An 18,417-nucleotide genomic window follows, 5' to 3' on the forward strand; every position below is an offset into this window, starting at 1 on the left:
CGAGGGTGCATTGCGACGATCGAGGGTGCATTGCGACGATCGAGGGTGCATTGCGGGGATCGAGGGTGCATTGCGGGGAGGGGACGGGGGGCGCCCGAGGTGGCGACAGCCCGACTCAGGCCGCCGCGACCCGGTCGGCGAGGATCGCGGTGCGCGCCCCGTCGATCCGCGTGAGGATGAGTGTCGCCGACGCGTCACCGCGCAGCTTGAGGGTCTTGCGGAGGGAGGCGGGGTCGACATCCACTCCGCGCTTCTTGATCTCGAGGATGCCGATTCCGCGTTCCCGGAGGGCCCGGCCGAGCGCCCTGGGGTCGGCCGGCAGCGTCTCGCGCACACGGAAGGATGAGACGAAGGGACTGGTGAGAGCCGCATCCCCCGTGAGGTAGGCGATTCCCGGGGCGAGCATCCCGGCCTGCAGAGCACGCGCGACATCGCCGATCAGGCGGGCCCGGATGACGGCGCCGCCCGGCTCGTGCACGAACGCGCCGAGCGCGCGCACCGGTTCGTCGACAGCATCCGCTGCACTCGTCAGCTCCCACGACCGATCGCCGCGCGTCACGAGCGCCGCGCGGCCGACGCCGGGCCGTGCCAGCACGCCCGACCACAGCACGAGCTCGATCGTCGATCCGTCGGCGCTCACCCACTGCGCCTCGACCCCGTCGGGGATCGCGGCGCGATCGAACCCCGGTCCGAGTTTGATCCCGGTGGGCACCCGTGCGGCGAGCGCGATCGCCCACTCCAGCGGCGGGGTGTAGTCCTCGGCACGCAGCCGGGTGGTCTCGGAGTGGCCGGCGGTGCGGCGCGCCGGATCCAGCCACACCCCGAATGTCGGAGCGGATGCTGTCAGTTCGACCTCCTCCGCGCGCCCCCGGCCGACCGACACAGCCTCGCCGAACGGCGCCAGGTTGTACGCGGCGATCGCCGCCGTGACCTCGTCGGCGTCGACCGCCTCGACGCGCATGCCGAGCCCGGCGAAGCCGAGTGCGTCGCCGCCGATCCCGCATCCGAGGTCGGCGACGGTCGTGATGCCGGCGCCCCGGAACCGCTCGGCATGACGGGCGGCGACCGACAGGCGCGTGGCCTGTTCCAATCCGGCGCGGGTGAACAGCATCCGTTCCGCGAATTCTCCGAACTTCGCCCGCGCGCGCACGCGCAGCCGCGCCTGCCCGACGACCGCGCCGACCAGCGCGGGGGAGTGGCCGGCGGCGCGCAGCCGCGACACCGCGCGCGTGACGTCGTCGGCCGATTCGATCGGGGGGAGCCCATCGAGCAGCCGCAGCCCATCGGGCGTGAGCAGCGCTTCCAGCTCCGCCAGATCCATCCCGCCAGCCTAGGCGGGCGGGACGCGCCTGCCCCACACCCCTAGTGGGGGTCGGGTGGGGGAATCGAAACCCCCTCCGCGCCGGCCCGTTTCGCCGGGGGGTTCCCCGATGCGACCGCTCGAGGCCCGCTCGTAGCGTGAAGCCACATCTATTCGCGCCGGGGCGGTGTCCCTGGAGATTGGGAAGAGCTCATGAGCTGGAATTCGACCGACGACTCGTACAACACAGGGGTGTGGGGATCGGGTAACACCGAGAACACCACCACCAACGCCAACCTCACGGTGGGGTTGCAGGACGCCTTCAACGAAGACAACTCGACCAACGACAGCGGCAACGTCGACCTCGGTGTCGCCGACTCGTTCAACGAGGACAACTCGACCAACGACAGCGGCAACGTCGCCGTGGGCATCGCCGACTCGTTCAACGAAGACTCGAATGACACCACCGTCGCCGTCGAAGACTCGTGGAACGACAACTCCGACAACTCCGTCGACGACCACAGCGACAACTCGGTGAACGACTCGGGCAACGACTGGTCGCAGCACCTCGTCAAGGACTCCTACAACTCGTGGACCGACGCCTCGAGCGACGACCACTCGATCAACGTCGGCAACCGCGACTACTCGACCGGCTTTGGCAACCTCTCGCTGGGCGGCGGGGCCGCAGGCACGGGTGGCGGCGACATCGCCATCAACAACCAGAACACCATCGTCGACCAGTCGTTCAACGGCAACGGCGGCTCGGCGTGGGCAGGCGGCAACAGTGCCGTCGTCGCGTCGGGCGACGACGCGATGGCCGCAGGCGGCGACATCAACCTCTCCACGAGCGTCGACTACTCGACGAACATCAGCTCGGCGGAGGGCGATGTCAACATCGGCAACGACACCACGACCACCAACGTGATCGATTCGAACAACAGCTGGGAAGACAACTCCTCGTGGTCCGACAGCTCGACCGACGTCCACATCGACGACTCGTGGAACGACTACTCCGACAGCTACACGGCCACCGACTCGTTCAACGAGACGACCGACCACCTGTGGAGCAGCGACGTCGACATCGACGTGAACGCCGTCGTCGACAGCGGCTCGTCGGCGATCCTCGACGGGTCGGACTTCGCGGGCTGACATCGTGCCCGCCGGCCGTTTCGCCGGCGGGCATCCCCTCCCGGTCGCCGCGCAGAGCGGCGGCCGGGAACACCTCTCTTTCGCTTCGCAGCGATCCTGACCACGGAAAGTGACCGACATGCCTGACTTCACCCTCGACGGGACCGACGACTCGTTCAACACACGCGTCCGCGACTCGTTCAACACCACCAACACGACCAACAACGCCAGCCTCGGCGCCGACCTCGACAACGTGGGCAACACCGACAACTCGACCAACGGCAGCGGGAACACCGCCGTCGATCTCTCCGGCGTGGGCAACGTCGACAACTCGACGAACGGCAGCGGGAACACCGCCGTCTCGCTGGATGGCGTCGGCAACACCGACTCGCACGATTCCGCGCTCGGAGTGGACGGATCGTTCAACGACAACTCCGACAACTCGCAGGACGACAACTCGGACAACTCGGTGAACGGATCGTGGAACGACGCGTCGACCGACGCCGTCGTCGGCTCGTACAACTCATACAAGGACGCGTCGTCGGACGACCACTCCGTCAACGTGGGCATCCGCGACTACAGCACGGGCTTCGGCGACCTCAGCCTCGGCGGCGCCGGCGGAGGCGGTGGTGACATCTGGGTCAACAACCAGAACACGATCATCGACCAGTCGGTCAACGGCGACTTCGAGGGATGGGGTGACACGGCGGCGGGCGGCAGCTCCGCCGTGGTCGCGTCGGGGTCCGGCGCGATGGCGGCTGGCGGCGATCTGAACCTCAGCCAGTCGGTCGATCGCTCCACCAACATCAGCGCCGACGGCGACGTCAACCTGAACAACACGACGGACACCACCGACGTGATCGGGTCGTACAACACCGCGACCGACACCTCATCGTGGTCCGACAGCTCGACGGACGTCGGCATCTCGGACTCGTTCAACGACTCGTCAGCCGACTACACGGCCGACAACTCGTTCAACGACGAGCTGGTTTCGCACAACGAGAGCACGTGGGACCTCGATGCCGACGTGATCTGGGGGAGCAGTGACTCGGCCGTCGTCGACGATTCGACGGTCGACATCGCATTCGACGGATCCTGACATCCGGATCGCGGCGGGCGCCGAATAGCTCACAGGACCGCGGTGACACGGGCAAGCCCCGGTCGCCGCGGTCCTGAAGCCGTGTGCACGAACGCCGCGCATCTGCGAGGTGACGATGTCGAACGAAGGAGCTCCGGATGAGCGAACCCGCACCCGTCACCGAGCGTGGAGCAGAGCACGGTCGTGGAGCTGAGCGCGATCGGAGCGGGGATGCTGTGCGCACAGCCGGCGACGACGTATCGGCTACGCCCGTGGAGCGCGCGAACTCGCAGCTGATGACGCTGGTGGAGAGGACCGCGTCGTTCTCCGGGTCGCTGGGGCGCCCGGATCTCGTCACGCGACTGGAGCGGACCCGATCGCGGCTGCTCGACCCCTACGTGCGGGTGATCATCGTCGGGCAGTTCAAGCAGGGGAAGAGCAAGCTGGTCAACGCGCTCGTCAATGCCCCCGCCTGCCCTGTCGACGACGACATCGCGACGAGTGTGCCCACGTCGGTGTCGTACGGCGAGCAGCCGGCGGCATTCGCCCTCATCCGCACCGACGACGGTGTGGAGCCGGGAGTGGAGCGTGTGCCGATCCCGCTCGAGAACCTCGCCGACTTCGTGTCGGAGCGAGGGGATGCTGAGGCGGCGCGCGATGTGGTGGGCGCCGAGGTGATGCTGCCGCGCGAGCTTCTGAAAGGCGGCCTGCGACTGGTCGATTCGCCCGGTGTCGGCGGAGTCGAGTCGACCCGCTCGGTGAACACGCTCGCTGCACTGTCCACCGCTCACGCCGTGCTCCTCGTCTCGGATGCGTCGCAGGAGTACACCGAGCCGGAGGTGCAGTTCCTCCGCCATGCCCTGCGGGTTTCGCCCAACGTCGCCGCCGTGCTCTCCAAGACCGACATCTACCCCGAGTGGCGGCAGATCGAGAACATCGACCGATCGCATCTGGGAGACGTCGGGAAGATCCCGATCTTCGCGGTTTCCAGCGACCTGCGCCTTCTCGCGGCACAGGAGCAGGATCGCGAGCTCAACGAGGAGTCCGGGTTCCCCGCGCTCGTGTCGCACCTGCGTCGTGACGTGCTCGGCAGAGCCGAGGCCGTGCACCAGCGCGGAGCCGTTCACGACCTCGTCTCCGTCGTCGATCAGCTGGCCATGACCGTGAGAACCGAGCTGAATGCGCTGCAGCATCCGGAGAACACGCCCCGCATGATCGCCGAGCTCGAAGCGGCGAAGCTGCGCGCCGACGAGTTCCGCGGACGCTCGTCGCGGTGGCAGGTGGCGCTCAGCGACGGCATCGCCGATCTGATCTCCGATACCGAGCACGATCTGCGCGATCGGCTCCGGAAGGTGCAGCGCGAGGCGGAGGTCGCGATCGACGAGGGTGATCCCGGTCCGATCTGGGACCAGATCGCGGAGTGGCTCGACCAGCGGGTCTCAGCCGCCGTCTCCGAGACGTTCGTCTGGACGAATGAGCGTTCGAGGTGGCTGACGGAGCGCGTGGCGGACGAGTTCATGACGGGGGAATCGAGCATCCCGTTCATCGACGTCGGCGACACCGACGGTGTGCTCGATCCGGTCGAGCAGCTGCAGGGGATGGAGGAAGGACGCCTCGGTGCGGCCGAGAAGATCTACATCGGCGTGCGCGGCTCGTACGGCGGCGTGCTCATGGCCGGACTCGCGACGAGCCTCGTCGGTCTGACGCTCATCAATCCGGTGTCGCTCATCGTGGGTGTGCTGGTCGGACGCCGCGCCTACCGCGAGGACATGTCCTCCCGGCTCTCGCGTCGGCAGGCGGAGGCCAAGAATCTCGCCCGACGTCACATCGAGGACGTCGTCTTCCAGGTGGGAAAGCAGCTCAAGGACCGGTTGCGGCTCGTCCAGCGGGTCGCGCGAGATCACTTCGGCGCGATGGCCGATCAGCTTCACCGCTCCCTGTCGGACTCGGTCCTGGTCGCCAAGCAGGCCGCCACCTCGTTCGCATCCGATCGCGACGGACGGATCTCGCAGCTGGAGGGGCAACTCGCTCGGATCGATGCGCTCCGCGCCGCCATTCCCGCCCCCGCGGCGCTGGAAGCCCCCGGCGCCACGGTGCGATGATGCACGGCACGCACGCCGAGGTGACCGCCGTCGTCGACACCGCTCGCGAACTCTACGCCGACGATCCCGCCTCCGCGGCAGTGCTGGACGGTTTCCGCAGCCGCCTGCGCGAGCCGCTCCGCCTCGCCGTCGCCGGCATGGTCAAGGCCGGGAAATCCACGGTCCTGAATGCGCTCATCGGGGAGAGGATCGCGCCGACCGATGCGGGTGAGTGCACCCGGATGGTCACGTGGTATCGGTACGCGCGCTCCGCACGGATCACCGCCCACCTCGAGGGCGGCGGCGAGGTGCGGCTTCCGGTCGCACGATCATCGGGCAGTCTTGTGATGGATCTCGGTACGCTCACCGCCGATGAGGTCGCGTGGATCGACGTCGCGTGGCCCGCCGAGAGCCTTCGCTCGACGGTCCTCATCGACACGCCGGGTATCGCCTCGCTGTCCCAACGCATCTCGGAGCGATCGACGAGCTTCCTCACCCCGGCACGGACGCCGTCGGAGGCCGATGCCATCCTCTACCTTCTGCGGCACATCCACGCGTCCGATGTCACGTTCCTCGAAGCCTTCCGCGACACCGCGGCGGGGCAGGCGCAGGCCGTCAACGCCGTCGCGCTCCTTTCGCGGGCAGACGAGATCGGATCGGGCCGGATCGACTCGCTCCTCTCGGCAGCACGCATCGCGAACCGCTATCGCGCCGACAGCGAGCTGCGATCCCTCGCCCTGGAGTGCATCCCGGTCGCCGGGTTGCTGGCCGAGGGGGCACGGACGCTCCGCGAGAGGGAGTTCGCGGCCTTCTGCGAGCTGGCAGACCTGGAACGGAGCGTGCGCGACCGTCTGCTGATCTCCGTGGACCGCTTCGTCCGCCCCACCAAGGACACGACACTCGGCGTGACGGAGCGACGCCGACTGCTCGACCGGTTCGGCCTCTTCGGCGTGCGGCTGGGTGCCGCGCTCGTCCGGGGCGGTGCGCGGACCTCCTCGCAGCTCGCCGAGCGGATGGTGCAGCAGAGCGGTCTGATCGATGTCCAGCGTTTCGTCTCGGAGCAGTTCCGCTCCCGCGCGGTGGCTCTGAAGACCCGCGCCGTGCTGCAGGGGCTCGAGTGGCTCATCGACGAGAACCCGCGCGCGGGGTCGTCGCCGCTGCGGAGGGCGCTCGAGCGCATCGCATCCAACAGCCATCAGCTGCGCGAGCTGGGACTCCTCGCAGAGCTGCGCACCAGCATCCCGGAACTCGCGCCGGAGGACGCTGTCGACGCCGAGCGCATCATCGGCGGGTCGGGCACGAACGCCATGGCACGTCTGGGCCTGCACCCCGATGCGACGCCCGCCGAATCACGCGCACGGATCGCCACCGCAGTGGATCACTGGCGGGTGATCGGCGAATCGCCTCTTCGCGACAGGACGTCGGCGGAGCTCGCCCGGGTGGTCATCCGCAGCATCGAGGGCGTCGCCTCAGAGCTGAGTGGCTCCGGTCAGAGCTGAGCGGCTCCGGTCAGAGCTGAGTGCCTCCGGCGGGGGCAACCGGTCCTCGGCGCACGTCGTACCTGCGGGCAGTCCAGCGCAGCGCCTGGGGTAGCAGGCTGAGGAGAAGGCCGAGGGCGGCGAGGCCGAGTTGGATCGACAGAACCTGCTGCAGCACCTCACCGCGCTCGCCGATCGCGACCATCTGACCGACGATCAGGACCAGGCCCGTCTGGAACAGGATCGATCCGAACTGCCACCACCGGGCATGCGGCCTCCGGTTCGAGAACGACACCTGGAAGACGATCTGCAGGAGCACGACCGCTACGGACACGCCGAAGACCGACCAGAAGAGGATGTTGGCAGCCGACGAGTAGGTGACCTCAGCACGCGTGCCGTCCACGGTCTTGGCCATCGCCGCGATCAGCGGGAGCTGCGTCTGACGCACGATGAACAGATACACGATCGCCGCGCCGCCCGTGAACAGGCTGAGGATCCAGGCGGTCTGGCTGGCCCGGACGAAGAAGGGCGGCGGGAGCTTCACGAGTATCGGCGCGGCGTCCTTGCCGTGCAGCGCCGGGCGCTCGGGCGGTGTCGGAGCGGGAGCCACCACGGGGGGCGCTGCCTGGACGGATGCCGCGGCCTGCGCTGCAGCGAACGACCGCAGTTCTGCGCTTGTCGGCGGCCGGGTCGGCGAGCGACGGACGGTCTCAGAAGTTGTCATCGGTCGCGCTCTCCTCGATCACGGCGTGGGGCGACGTGAACGAGTCGTCCGAGGCTTGGTCGGCGTCGATCCCGGCATATTCCGCCGCGGAATCGGTGTAGGCGGGTTCGGCCGCCTCTGCGGGGGTGGTATCGGCCTGCTGGTCGGCATCCGCGGGCGCGGCATCCTCCTGCGGGTCGGCCGCGTCGCCCTGCGGGTCGGCCGCGTCGCCCTGCTGGTTCGCCGAATCGGTGACCGCGACATCGGTGGAGTGATCGTTGCCCGAATCATCGACCTGGATGTCGGTGGAGTCGTCCGACGTGGTGGTGGCGTCCGTCTCGTGCCCGAACGAATCGTCGATCACGCTGACCGTGGTGTCGTTGCCCACGTTGACGTCGTCGCCCGCCGTGATGGTCGTGGACTGATCGGTGGTCTTGTCCACGTGGACGTCTCCGGCGCCTGCGATGGCGTGGTCGCCGGACGCTGTGACAGCTTCGTTGTCGAAGGTCTGGGTCACGTCGCCCTGCGCCCAGATGTTCTGGTTCACGGACTGGTCGATGATCGTGTCGCGATCGTCCACCCACGCGAAGTGGTTGGTCACCTGTTGGATCTCGCGGACGACCGGATTGGAATGGTGCTGCTCGACTGGGGCTGCAGCCGCAGCCGCGGCATGCGTGATCACCACCGGCACCTGGACGACCTGCGTGCGTTCGATGATCACGGGCGCGACGGATTGCACGTCCGCGACGCTCGCATGATCCAGGCCGCGCTGCGCCAGAACGGCGTCAGGATCCTTCGCGAACTCCGCGCGGAGCTCCGGATCGCGCAGCAGGCTCAGAATGAACTCGATCAATGCATCGGCGACTGTTGCGAGCGTGAAGCTCATGCTCGACTCCTCACGGGTTGGGTCTTGATTCGACGGTAGATGGTGCGGTGCTCGTGTGCGTCGGGGTTCCCCCCGAACAACTGGGCTGGGTGTAGGGGGTCCCACCCATCGGGGATCAGGCCGATTCTCGGTCGCTTGCCGCCGCGGCGGCGCCCTCAGCGGTCTCGTCGTCGATCACTGCCCTGAGCTTTGAGATCAGGTCCGATCGGGTCGTCGCGCCGAGCCGACGCCGGATCCGGGCGATGTGGTGCTCCGCCGTGCGCGGCGAGATGAAGATCGCGGTGCCGATCTCGGCGTAGGTCTTGCCCTCGATCACCAGGGCCGCGACCTCGCGTTCGCGGGGACTGAGGTCGTCGTAGGAACGCGGCTTCGCCGGCGCGGAGACCGTGTCCTCTTCCAGGGTGGCGGGGCGCAGCTCTTCGCGGGGGTGGAGGCGGCGAGCGCAGGCGAGCAGGCGAGAGATCGTGCGGCGGTCCTGCGTGCGACCCGCGCCGTGGCCGGCCAACCGCGCACCGTCCCACGCGAGCCCGACCGTCGCGAGCCCCAGCGCCGCCTTCTCCACGACATCGGCGTTCACCGTGCCGGCGAGCACCGACGTCCACACCCTCCCGGCCTGCGCCATCATCGCGGCCAGCGGATTGTGCGGCGCGGCGTCCACGAGCGCTCGGGCGTGCGGCGCGAGATCTCCCGGTCGACCGAGGAGGATCGCCTGCTGGATCCCGGTCCAGTGCGGATGCGCGCTCCACAGCGGAGGCGAGCCCAGTCGGGCGATCTGAGCCAGTGCACCGTCGAAATGCGGGCGCATGCGATCCGACTGGCCCACCCGCGCGGCCGTCAGGACGAATTCTCCGAGCGGCAGATGGCTGAACACGTCGAATCGTGCCCGCAGCAGACTCTCACGTGCTCCTCGCCATGCTCCGATCACCGCCGTGGCGTCGTGGTAGCGCCGCGCTATCGCGAGCGAGATCGCGTCGAACAGCAGGCGGTCGCGGGGGCTCAGCGAGCGTGACACGGGTGCAATGGACTGGACGGCCGACTCGACGTCGTGCGCGTGCTCCTGCTGAAGAGCCACCCATGTCCGCCACAGGAGGAGGCGATCGTGGGCCCAGCCGTGCCTATCCTGCAGAGCGGTGTCCAAGACCGAGGAGGCGACATCGAGTTCGCCGAGATTGATCGCGGCGATGGCCGCGATGACGGCGGGCAGCTCGGGGCTCGGTCCGGCGGCGGCCGAGGCCGAGTACATCTCCGATGCCCGTACGAGATCGGTGAGGGCGCTCTGCGCCGGCCCGTCGACCGAGTCGCGGAGGCCTCGCGTCAGCAGTTCCATCGCCACTCCGAGTGTCGAGGGCATCGTCTGGGCGGCGGGGGGTGCCGCCTCGATGAGGCGCTCCGGGTCGGCGACCGCGAGGGCTGCCATCGCGGCTCGCGCACGCGTGTGCGGGCTGTCGGGCACCACGGATCGATACACCGTGTCGCTCATCGTCATGAGGCCGCGTGCCGCCCAGATGGCGGCCGCGGTGTCGGCGGCACGATCCCGGTCGGGGTGGTCGTGCTCCATGTGCGCGCCATCCAGGAGGTTGCCCGCGGCATCCACTTCACCGCGCGCCCAGGACAGCTCCGCGATCCGGATCGCGACCGCGGCGGCGTCGGCGCCGGCCTCGGCCGCGAGGCGATAGAGGTCCTCCGCGCGGCGTGAGTCGCGGACGGCGAGCGCGTCACCCTCGTTCAGAAGCGCGACCGCCACCCGCGGGTCGCGCAGCCCGCCGAGCATCTCCCGGAGTGCGGTCGCCTCCGCCGGCTCGCTCGACCGTGCGAGGTAGAGCGCGACGAGTCGTTCTGCCGGGACGGCGGCACGCACAGCATGACGCACCGCGGGAACGGGTCGCCCGTTGCGCAGCAGGAGCCCTTCGACGTGCCCGGCGACGAGCAGTTCCTCCTCCTCGGGGGAAGGGCCCTGGGTCACATCGTCGAGTGCGAGGCATCGGTCGTGCACGAGGTCGCGCACCGCGGGGTCGACCGTCGCGAGGCGGTGCGCGATCACGTCCTGCAACCCGTCGAGGAGCCCGGTGTGCGCGTGGTCGTCCGCGCACCCGGACGCATCGTGGATCGCGAGGCACTCGCCCACGAGCCACGAGATGCCGCCCGTCAGATGGAGGATGGCATCCACGCATGCCGGCAGCGGGCCCGTCTCCGCCAGCACGCGGCCCACGTCCGCGCGCGACAGGTGCCCGAGCAGGATCGCCGGCTGGGTGTGCTCGAGGGCGTCCACGATCGCCGTCAACGCCGCATCCTGCGGCCAGGGCCGGGCGGCGAGGACGATCATGGCCTCGGGGTCGGCGATCCGTGCGGCGATCTGCGCGAGCCGATCGCTCGAGAGCAGGTGGGCGTCGTCGATGAGCGCGACGCTGTCAGCGGGGAGCGCCTCGATGCGGTCGCGAGCGCCGACCACGACGAATTCGCGCCCGGCGTGGGCGAGCGTGTGCCGGAGCTGCCGCATCAGCCGCGATTTGCCTGCCCCGGCCGGCCCCAGCACGACCGCGCGGTACGGCGCGTCGCCCGCCGCCATCGTTGCGAGATGGATGCCGGCGACCCGCGTCAGCATCGGCGCGTGAGAGGTCGTGGCGACGGGGAAGATCGTGGGTGCGGTCATAAGGGCTCCGGGATGCTGAGTGGGCGGTCCGAGAGATGAACGGGGATGCGGGGTGCCGTCGTCGAAGCGGTCGCCATGCCGCGCCCGAACCATCGCCGACGTCGGGGCGGCCGGCTCGTCGCGGATCCGGGCTCGGGCAGTTCCTCCTCGGCGTCTTCTTCCGCGTCGACGACCCGCGCGCGCCGGGCGGAGTCGGCCGCCACGCGGGCGGCACCGAGCGCGATGATCGCCTTCGGATCGGCGTCGACGGCGACCGGGCGATCGAACCGCTCCGAGAGCAGCTGCGCGACGCGGGGGATGCGTGACGAGCCGCCCGTCAGGAGAATCGCCTCGACGTCCGCGACGTCGACCGACGTCGAGTCGAATGCGTCGGCCATGAGATCGATCGCCGTCGCGATGCCGGCCTCGATCATCCCCTCGAACTCCGACCGCGTGAGGCGCACGGTGGCGTACCCGTCGGCCAGGAGCACGGGGATCACCGTCTCGGAGTCGAACGAGAGCGCCTCCTTCGCCTCGACGCATTCACGTCGGAGTGCCGCGAGTGCGACACGCTCGGCGGCTCCGCCGCGGAGATCGCGGGCGGATCGCCCGGCCGCGGCGAGGACATGCCGCACGACGATGTCGTCGAAGTCCGAGCCGCCGAAGGCATCCATGCCTCCCGGTTCGCCGAGTACGACGATCTCGTCCGTCTCGTCCTTGCGGAGCACGGCCGTGTCGAACGTTCCGCCGCCGAGATCGAATACGGCGATCAGGCGACCGGGGGGCAGAGGCCATTCGGCTTCGTAGTGCCGCGCCGCCGCGACGGGTTCGGCGATGACGGAGATGTCGCTCCACCCCTCGCGAGCGATCGCCGAGCGCACGAGGCCGATGCGGAACTCGGTCCACGATGCCGGCACGGTGACGCTGACCGCCAGCGGCGGTTGGCCTTCGCGCTCGATGACGTTCTCGACCGCCCAGGCCACCGTCTGCGCGTAGAGCTGTTCGGGCAGGAGCTGGCGGTCGCCGGCGAGGATCGGCACGTCGTCGCCGATCCGGCGCGTGAATTCGCGGAGGACTCGCTCGGGGTGTGCGATGCCGCGCCGGGCGGCGGCGTCACCGAAGAGCAGCTCGCCCTCGCCGACGAAGACCACGCTCGGCGCGCTGTCGGAATGGCGGCCGAGAGGAAACGATGCCGTCGAGATGGTTCCGTCATCGCGGATGCGGGCCGTGGCAGCCGCCGTGCGGCTGGTGCCGACATCGACGGCCAGGAAATACGGCGCTGCCATTTCTCAATCACCCCAGTCGATTGGATGCGGAGTGGGCTGGGCGTACCGAGGCAGCCATCACCCGCATACGATCGATTCGGATCAGAACACGAGTCGGATTGGAATCTTGCGTTGGCACTCGCGTTGCACGAGTGCCAGCTCTTGCCTACACTGGCGTTAGCACTCTCATGCAGTGGGTGCTAATCAGACTTAGTGTCAAGATCTCAAGAAAGCAGAGGTAGACCGTGACGGTTTCCACTCAGGTTTCCATCAAGCCGCTCGAGGACCGCATCGTCATCCGCCAGATCGAGGCTGAGCAGACCACCTCCAGCGGTCTGGTCATCCCCGACACCGCCAAGGAGAAGCCCCAGGAGGGCGAGGTCGTGGCGGTCGGCCCCGGCCGCATCGACGACAACGGCAATCGCGTCCCGCTCGACGTCTCGGTCGGCGACCGCGTGATCTACAGCAAGTACGGCGGAACCGAAGTCAAGTTCGGCGCCGACGAGTTCCTCGTGCTGTCCGCTCGCGACGTGCTCGCAGTGGTCGTGCGCTGACCCGCGACACCCCGTAGATGAAGGACCCGGATGCTGCGGCATCCGGGTCCTTCATCGTTGGGTCTCGTGCTGCCGCCGTAGGCTGAACGAGTGTCCGACGCTCCCGCCCCCACGCGTGAGCGCACACTCGGCGGCGTCTACGCGCTCCTGGCCTATCTGTTGTGGGGCATTCTTCCGCTGTACTTCCTCGCGCTCGCACCGATCGGGCCCTTCGAGCTCGTGGCGTGGCGTGTGCTCCTCTCCCTCGTCTTCTGCGTGGTGCTCCTGACCGTGACCCGCGGCTGGGCGACGCTCGCGCGGATCATGCGCCTGCCCAGGCTGCTCGGACTCTCCGCCCTCGCCGGCGTGCTGATCTACATCAACTGGCAGGTCTTCGTGGTCGCAGCCCTGTCGGGGCACGTGATCGAGACGAGCCTGGGCTACTTCATCAACCCGATCGTGACGGTGCTCCTGGGCGTCCTGCTGCTGCATGAGCGGCTCCGCCGCATCCAGTGGGTCGCGATCGGCATCGCGGCGGTCGCGGTCGGGGTGATCGTCGTCGGCTACGGCGCCTTCCCCTGGATCGCGATCACCCTCGCGCTGTCGTTCGGCGCGTACGGACTCGTCAAGAAGACCATCGGACCGTCGGTGGATGCGGTCAGCGGCCTCACTCTCGAGACCATGTGGCTCACCCCCGTCGCCGTGGTGACCCTGATCGTGGTCGCCTCGCTCGGCGGGGTCACCGGCTTCTCGCAGGGTGCGTGGCACACCGTGATGCTCCTCGGCGCCGGGGTGGTCACCGCGATCCCGCTGCTCCTGTTCGCCGCGGGCGCGCGCCGCGTGCCGCTGTCGGTGATGGGGCTGCTGCAGTTCCTCACGCCGGTCATGCAGTTCATCACCGGGGCGTGGCTGCTGGGCGAGCCGATGTCGCTCGAACGCTGGATCGGGTTCGGTCTGGTGTGGCTCGCCCTCGTGCTCCTCACGATCGACTCGCTCGCGGCAGCGCGCCGCGCGCGGAGCGAGACGGATGCGTCGGACCTCGCTGAGCTGACCTGAGCGACCCGCCGTTCATAACGATTTCGTCGCAGATCGTGAACGATTGCATGAGTGAAACATGTTCGTGACACAGGCGGGATAGCTTGGCGCGCAAGCGGACGAGGGGAAGTGGTTCCTGCACGCCGCGCATTAACCCGAAAGGACAGAGCCAGATGGTTCATCCCAAGAAAGCCTTCGTGGCGGCGGCAGCCCTGGTGGGCGCCGCAACGCTGGTGCTGGCAGGATGCTCGAGCTCGAGCACTCCCAGCAGCAGCAGCAGCGCGACCGAGACGGTCGCGGCCCACGTCGATCCCGCTGCGGCCTGCAAGCCCGGCACCCCCAGCACCGGTCCGCTGAAGGTCGCGACGATCCTGCCGCAGACCGGTTCGCTCGCCTACCTCAACCCGCCCGCAGAGGCCGGTTACGGTCTGGCCGTCTCCGACATCAACGCCGCAGGCGGCGTGCTCGGCCAGCCGATCGTGGTCGACCCGGTCACCGACTCGGGCGCCTCGAGCGACCTGTCGATCTCGACCGCTTCGGCATCTCAGATCGCCAGCTCGGACGCACAGGTCGTGCTCGGTGCCGAATCCTCCAGCGTCACGCTGAACTTCATCGACACCATCACCTCCAAGTGCAAGGTGCAGATCTCGCCGGCCAACACCGCGACCGCGCTCAGCGGCTACTCCAGCTACTACTTCCGGACCGCTCCGCCGGACACGGTGCAGGGCTCCGCGCTCGGCAACCTGATCGTCGGCGACGGCGTCTCGAACGTGGCGTTCATCGTCTTCAACGACGCGTACGGCACCGGCCTGCGTGACGTGGCAGAGCAGACGATCACGGATGCCGGCGGCAAGGTCGTGTACGGCGCGAACGGTGCGGGCCAGGAGTTCGCCCCCGGTCAGAAGACGTTCTCGTCCGAGGTGTCGGCTGCTATCGCCGCCAAGCCCGACGCGATCGTCATCCTCGCGTTCGACGAGACCAAGCAGATCGTCCCCGAGCTGCAGGCGCAGGGCTGGGACATGTCAAAGGTCTACATGGTCGACGGCAACACGGCCGACTACAGCAAGGACTTCGCAGCCGGAACCCTGACGGATTCGCAGGGCACCATCCCGGGCGCGCAGCCTGACCCGGCCTTCCGCCAGGCGCTCGTGGACTTCTACAAGACGACCGCCAACGCCGACCTGAAGGACTTCTCGTACGCTCCTGAGTCCTACGACGCCATCGTCCTGGCGGCCCTCGCCGCCGAGAAGGGCAAGGGCACCGACGGCCCGACGATCCAGGCCAACCTGGCTGCGGTCTCCGGAGCCGGCAAGGGTGAAGCGTGCACCGACTTCGCATCGTGCCTCACGATCATCAAGTCGGGCAAGGACATCACCTACACCGGTAAGGCGGGCATCGGGGCGTTCAACGACCAGAACGACCCGTCCAGCGCCTACATCGGCATCTACAAGTTCGGCGCCGACAACGTGCCGGTCTTCCAGAAGTCGGTTCAGGGCTCGGTTCAGTAACTGATCTGAACGAGGAGGGGCGGATGCTGACAGCATCCGCCCCTCCTTCTGTCTGTCGTCAGTGGCCCGCTGCATCCTCCACCTCGGCGGCGAGGGTGCCGAGGTACAGCTCGATGACCTTGGGGTCTTTGGCGAGATCCCGGCCCGTGCCCTCGTAGGCGTTGCGGCCCTGGTCGAGGACATAGGCGCGGTCGCAGATCTGCAGGCAGCGACGGGCGTTCTGCTCGACCATGACGATCGTCACGCCGGTCTTGTTGATCTCGCGGGTGCGGATGAAGGTCTCGTCCTGGCGCACGGGCGACAGGCCCGCGCTCGGCTCGTCCAGCAGCAGCACCTTGGGGTTCATCATGAGCGCGCGCGCCATGGCGACCGACTGGCGCTCGCCGCCGGAGAGCGACCCGGCGCGCTGACTGCGGCGTTCGCCGAGGACGGGGAACAGCTCCCAGATCTCGGAGACGCGCCGGGAGAACTCCTTGGGCTTGAGGTACATGCCCATCTGCATGTTCTCCTCGATCGTGAGCGAGGGAAACACGTTGTTGGTCTGGGGCACGAAGCCGATGCCTGCCCGCACGAGGCTGTTGGCCTTGTGATTGGTGATGTCTTCACCCGCGAGCGTCACGGTGCCGCTGTTGACCGTCACAAGGCCGAACAGGGCCTTGAGAAGCGTCGACTTGCCGGCGCCGTTGGGGCCGATGATCCCGACGAGTTCACCCTGGAAGGCTTCGAGCGTGCAGTCGTTGAGGATGTTGACGCCGGGGATGTATCCCGCGGTCAAGCTGTCGGCCCTTACGACGGGCGTGGCGGTGTTCGTGGCGGTCGTGGCTGCCGCGTCGGTCATCGGGCTTCCTCCTCGGCCTCGACCTGCTGCTCGATCTTGTCGATGAGCCCGGTCGTGATGGCCGAATCATCGCCCAGATCGGTGTCGTGGTAGGCGCCGAGGTAGGCGTCGATCACGGCGGGGTTCTTCATCACGAGCTCGGGGGCGCCTTCGGCGACGATCTCGCCCTGCGCCATGACGACGACCCAGTCCGAGATGTGGCGCACCATGTGCATGTCGTGCTCGACGAACAGCACCGTGGTGCCGTCGTCGCGCAGCGCCCGGATGTGCTCGAGAAGGCTCTGGGTCAGTGCGGGGTTCACCCCGGCCATCGGCTCGTCGAGCATGATCATCAGCGGGTCGCTCATGAGCGCACGCGCCATCTCGAGCAGCTTCTTCTGACCACCCGAGAGGCTGCCGGCCATGTCGTCGCGCTTGTTGTCGAGCTTGAAGCGCGCCAGCAGCTCTTCGGCCTTGAGGGTGTTGGCCTTCTCGGCTTTCGACCAGAGCGCGGGGATCAGACCCACGGCCAGGTTCTCGCCGGGGTTGCCCCTCGCCCCGATCAGCATGTTCTCGATCACCGTCATCCGCGACAGCGCCTTGGTCAGCTGGAACGTGCGCACCATCCCGGCACGCGCGACCTTCGAGGCTGCGGTGTTGCCCATCGTGCGACCGTCGAACGACCAGCGTGCGGCGTCCTCACTGGACGGCCCGCCGATCAGGCGCTTCGCGCTCGTCGGCTTGTCGAACCCGGTGATGAGATTGAAGAACGTCGTCTTGCCCGCACCGTTGGGGCCGATGAGCGCCGTGATCGCGCCGCGCTGCACTTCGAGATGGTCGACGTCGACGGCGGTCATGCCTCCGAAGTGGCGCACGATGTTGTCGACGACCAGGATCGGGTCGGGCTTGGTCGAGCCGGGCGTGTCGGGGACGGTCGCCAGCTGCGCGCGGATCGATGTGGTGATCGGGCCGAGGTCAGGCATTGAAGCTCAGCTCCTTCTTGTTTCCGAGTATGCCCTGTGGACGGAAGATCACCAGGAGCATGAGTGCGACGCCGATGAACACCCACGACAGCGCCTGCGTCTGCTGGGCGTTGAGGATCGAGGTCGGGATGAATTCGCCGGCGACCTGCACGATCGCGACGCGCACGACGAAGAAGATGATCGCGCCCAGCACCGGACCGAAGATCGTCGCGGCGCCGCCCAGGAGCATCACCGTCCAGAGGTTGAAGGTGAGCGTGCGGCTGAAGCCGTCCGGCTGCACGGATGAGGGCAGCACGATCAGCACTCCGCCGATGCCGCCGAGCACGCCACCGATGATGAGCGACTGCATCTTGTACGAGTACGAGCTCTTGCCGAGGCTGCGCACTGCGTCCTCGTCCTCGCGGATGCCCTTCAGGACACGGCCCCACGGGCTCCGCATCGCGAGGAAGGTGAACAGCAGGAACACCGCGACCAGACCCCAGGCCACCATGCGCGTCCACCAGTCGTTGCCGCTGCCCGGGTCGGTGTTCGGGTAGTTGAACCACAGGATCTGCGTCGTGCCGGGCGGCAGGGGCGAGAGCTCGGTGAACGGGCCGCGGTAGGTCGGGCCGACCAGGCCCGTCGATCCGCCCGTGACGCTCGCGAGCGCGGCGAGGCGTCCGACCATACGCACGATCTCGGCCGCGCAGATGGTCACGATCGCGAGGTAATCGCCACGCAGTCGCAGTGTCGGTATACCGAGGATGAACGCGAAGACCACGCACGCCACGATCGACACCACCAGAGCGAGCCAGAACCCGCCACCCGCGATGATCGTGAGGGCGAAGCCGTAGGCGCCGAGGAGCATGAAGCCGGCTTGGCCCATGTTCATCAGGCCCGTGAATCCGAAGTGAATGTTCAAGCCGATGGCGGCGATGACGTAGGCCGCCGTGACGGGCGCGATCGCCGTCTCCGACAGCTGCATGAAAAGAGAACTCCAGAAGTCCATCGCTG

The 18,417-nt window shown here is 68.3% G+C and carries 15 protein-coding genes; 7 read left to right on the forward strand and 8 right to left on the reverse strand.

Annotated elements, in window-relative coordinates; genetic code table 11:
• Nucleotides 1-115 precede the first annotated feature (115 nt).
• The gene (locus ACFE6Z_RS11770) at nt 116-1,321 is read right to left on the reverse strand and encodes an SAM-dependent methyltransferase (RefSeq protein ID WP_375385877.1); all 1,206 of its coding nucleotides are present in this window, start codon (nt 1,319-1,321) and stop codon (nt 116-118) included.
• Between the two features lie 192 nt (nt 1,322-1,513).
• On the opposite strand from ACFE6Z_RS11770, the gene ACFE6Z_RS11775 reads away from it, so the two are divergent.
• From ACFE6Z_RS11775 to ACFE6Z_RS11790, 4 genes are all read left to right on the forward strand, one after another.
• The gene (locus tag ACFE6Z_RS11775; protein WP_375385878.1) at nt 1,514-2,449 is read left to right on the forward strand and encodes a hypothetical protein; all 936 of its coding nucleotides are present in this window, start codon (nt 1,514-1,516) and stop codon (nt 2,447-2,449) included.
• A 118-nt stretch (nt 2,450-2,567) separates the two neighbouring features.
• Nucleotides 2,568-3,527, forward strand: coding sequence for a hypothetical protein (locus tag ACFE6Z_RS11780; protein ID WP_375385879.1), 960 nt, complete (start codon nt 2,568-2,570; stop codon nt 3,525-3,527).
• Between the two features lie 137 nt (nt 3,528-3,664).
• The gene (locus ACFE6Z_RS11785; RefSeq protein WP_375385880.1) at nt 3,665-5,608 is read left to right on the forward strand and encodes a dynamin family protein; all 1,944 of its coding nucleotides are present in this window, start codon (nt 3,665-3,667) and stop codon (nt 5,606-5,608) included.
• Nucleotides 5,608-7,086 carry a dynamin family protein gene (locus ACFE6Z_RS11790; RefSeq protein WP_375385881.1) on the forward strand — a complete coding sequence of 493 codons (1,479 nt, stop codon included), beginning with the start codon at nt 5,608-5,610 and terminating at the stop codon, nt 7,084-7,086. The genes ACFE6Z_RS11785 and ACFE6Z_RS11790 overlap by 1 nt, the downstream gene beginning before the upstream one ends.
• A 10-nt stretch (nt 7,087-7,096) precedes the next feature.
• On the opposite strand, the gene ACFE6Z_RS11795 is transcribed toward ACFE6Z_RS11790, so the two are convergent.
• From ACFE6Z_RS11795 to ACFE6Z_RS11810, 4 genes are all read right to left on the reverse strand, one after another.
• Complete coding sequence (locus ACFE6Z_RS11795; protein WP_375385882.1) at nt 7,097-7,789, reverse strand: hypothetical protein; 693 nt, start codon at nt 7,787-7,789, stop codon at nt 7,097-7,099.
• Nucleotides 7,776-8,654 (reverse strand): IniB N-terminal domain-containing protein, encoded by an 879-nt coding sequence (locus tag ACFE6Z_RS11800; RefSeq protein WP_375385883.1) that lies wholly within the window; start codon nt 8,652-8,654, stop codon nt 7,776-7,778. The genes ACFE6Z_RS11795 and ACFE6Z_RS11800 overlap by 14 nt, the downstream gene beginning before the upstream one ends.
• Before the next feature lie 115 nt (nt 8,655-8,769).
• A complete protein-coding gene (locus ACFE6Z_RS11805) occupies nt 8,770-11,304 on the reverse strand; it encodes a LuxR C-terminal-related transcriptional regulator (protein ID WP_375385884.1) in 2,535 nt (844 codons plus the stop codon).
• Nucleotides 11,301-12,569 carry an Hsp70 family protein gene (locus ACFE6Z_RS11810; protein WP_375385885.1) on the reverse strand — a complete coding sequence of 423 codons (1,269 nt, stop codon included), beginning with the start codon at nt 12,567-12,569 and terminating at the stop codon, nt 11,301-11,303. Before ACFE6Z_RS11810 ends, ACFE6Z_RS11805 begins: the two co-directional genes overlap by 4 nt.
• A gap of 224 nt (nt 12,570-12,793) precedes the next feature.
• Between ACFE6Z_RS11810 and groES the strand changes: the two genes are divergently transcribed.
• From groES to ACFE6Z_RS11825, 3 genes are all read left to right on the forward strand, one after another.
• Complete coding sequence (gene groES, locus ACFE6Z_RS11815) at nt 12,794-13,102, forward strand: co-chaperone GroES (protein WP_375385886.1); 309 nt, start codon at nt 12,794-12,796, stop codon at nt 13,100-13,102.
• Between the two features lie 90 nt (nt 13,103-13,192).
• Nucleotides 13,193-14,137, forward strand: a complete 945-nt coding sequence (rarD, locus tag ACFE6Z_RS11820; RefSeq protein ID WP_375385887.1) for an EamA family transporter RarD — start codon at nt 13,193-13,195, stop codon at nt 14,135-14,137.
• A 152-nt stretch (nt 14,138-14,289) separates the two neighbouring features.
• Nucleotides 14,290-15,624 (forward strand): ABC transporter substrate-binding protein, encoded by a 1,335-nt coding sequence (locus tag ACFE6Z_RS11825; RefSeq protein ID WP_375385888.1) that lies wholly within the window; start codon nt 14,290-14,292, stop codon nt 15,622-15,624.
• Between the two features lie 58 nt (nt 15,625-15,682).
• Here ACFE6Z_RS11825 and ACFE6Z_RS11830 read toward each other — a convergent pair whose 3' ends face one another.
• From ACFE6Z_RS11830 to ACFE6Z_RS11840, 3 genes are read right to left on the reverse strand one after another with little or no spacing between them, the layout of a single operon-like run.
• Nucleotides 15,683-16,462, reverse strand: a complete 780-nt coding sequence (locus tag ACFE6Z_RS11830; protein ID WP_375385889.1) for an ABC transporter ATP-binding protein — start codon at nt 16,460-16,462, stop codon at nt 15,683-15,685.
• A complete protein-coding gene (locus ACFE6Z_RS11835; protein ID WP_375385890.1) occupies nt 16,459-17,424 on the reverse strand; it encodes an ABC transporter ATP-binding protein in 966 nt (321 codons plus the stop codon). Before ACFE6Z_RS11835 ends, ACFE6Z_RS11830 begins: the two co-directional genes overlap by 4 nt.
• Nucleotides 17,417-18,412 carry a branched-chain amino acid ABC transporter permease gene (locus ACFE6Z_RS11840; RefSeq protein ID WP_375385891.1) on the reverse strand — a complete coding sequence of 332 codons (996 nt, stop codon included), beginning with the start codon at nt 18,410-18,412 and terminating at the stop codon, nt 17,417-17,419. The genes ACFE6Z_RS11835 and ACFE6Z_RS11840 overlap by 8 nt, the downstream gene beginning before the upstream one ends.
• Between the last annotated feature and the right edge of the window lie 5 nt (nt 18,413-18,417).

Origin of the sequence: uncultured Microbacterium sp. (assembly GCF_964244775.1) — a bacterium.
Taxonomy (GTDB): domain Bacteria; phylum Actinomycetota; class Actinomycetes; order Actinomycetales; family Microbacteriaceae; genus Microbacterium.

What these genes read in the sequence shown, in the direction of transcription:
- ACFE6Z_RS11770 (WP_375385877.1), bottom strand. Translation starts at nt 1,321, where the DNA reads ATGGATCTGGCGGAGCTGGAAGCGCTGCTCACGCCCGATGGGCTGCGG.
- ACFE6Z_RS11775 (WP_375385878.1), top strand. Translation starts at nt 1,514, where the DNA reads ATGAGCTGGAATTCGACCGACGACTCGTACAACACAGGGGTGTGGGGA.
- ACFE6Z_RS11780 (WP_375385879.1), top strand. Translation starts at nt 2,568, where the DNA reads ATGCCTGACTTCACCCTCGACGGGACCGACGACTCGTTCAACACACGC.
- ACFE6Z_RS11785 (WP_375385880.1), top strand. Translation starts at nt 3,665, where the DNA reads ATGAGCGAACCCGCACCCGTCACCGAGCGTGGAGCAGAGCACGGTCGT.
- ACFE6Z_RS11790 (WP_375385881.1), top strand. Translation starts at nt 5,608, where the DNA reads ATGCACGGCACGCACGCCGAGGTGACCGCCGTCGTCGACACCGCTCGC.
- ACFE6Z_RS11795 (WP_375385882.1), bottom strand. Translation starts at nt 7,789, where the DNA reads ATGACAACTTCTGAGACCGTCCGTCGCTCGCCGACCCGGCCGCCGACA.
- ACFE6Z_RS11800 (WP_375385883.1), bottom strand. Translation starts at nt 8,654, where the DNA reads ATGAGCTTCACGCTCGCAACAGTCGCCGATGCATTGATCGAGTTCATT.
- ACFE6Z_RS11805 (WP_375385884.1), bottom strand. Translation starts at nt 11,304, where the DNA reads ATGACCGCACCCACGATCTTCCCCGTCGCCACGACCTCTCACGCGCCG.
- ACFE6Z_RS11810 (WP_375385885.1), bottom strand. Translation starts at nt 12,569, where the DNA reads ATGGCAGCGCCGTATTTCCTGGCCGTCGATGTCGGCACCAGCCGCACG.
- ACFE6Z_RS11825 (WP_375385888.1), top strand. Translation starts at nt 14,290, where the DNA reads ATGGTTCATCCCAAGAAAGCCTTCGTGGCGGCGGCAGCCCTGGTGGGC.
- ACFE6Z_RS11830 (WP_375385889.1), bottom strand. Translation starts at nt 16,462, where the DNA reads ATGACCGACGCGGCAGCCACGACCGCCACGAACACCGCCACGCCCGTC.
- ACFE6Z_RS11835 (WP_375385890.1), bottom strand. Translation starts at nt 17,424, where the DNA reads ATGCCTGACCTCGGCCCGATCACCACATCGATCCGCGCGCAGCTGGCG.
- ACFE6Z_RS11840 (WP_375385891.1), bottom strand. Translation starts at nt 18,412, where the DNA reads ATGGACTTCTGGAGTTCTCTTTTCATGCAGCTGTCGGAGACGGCGATC.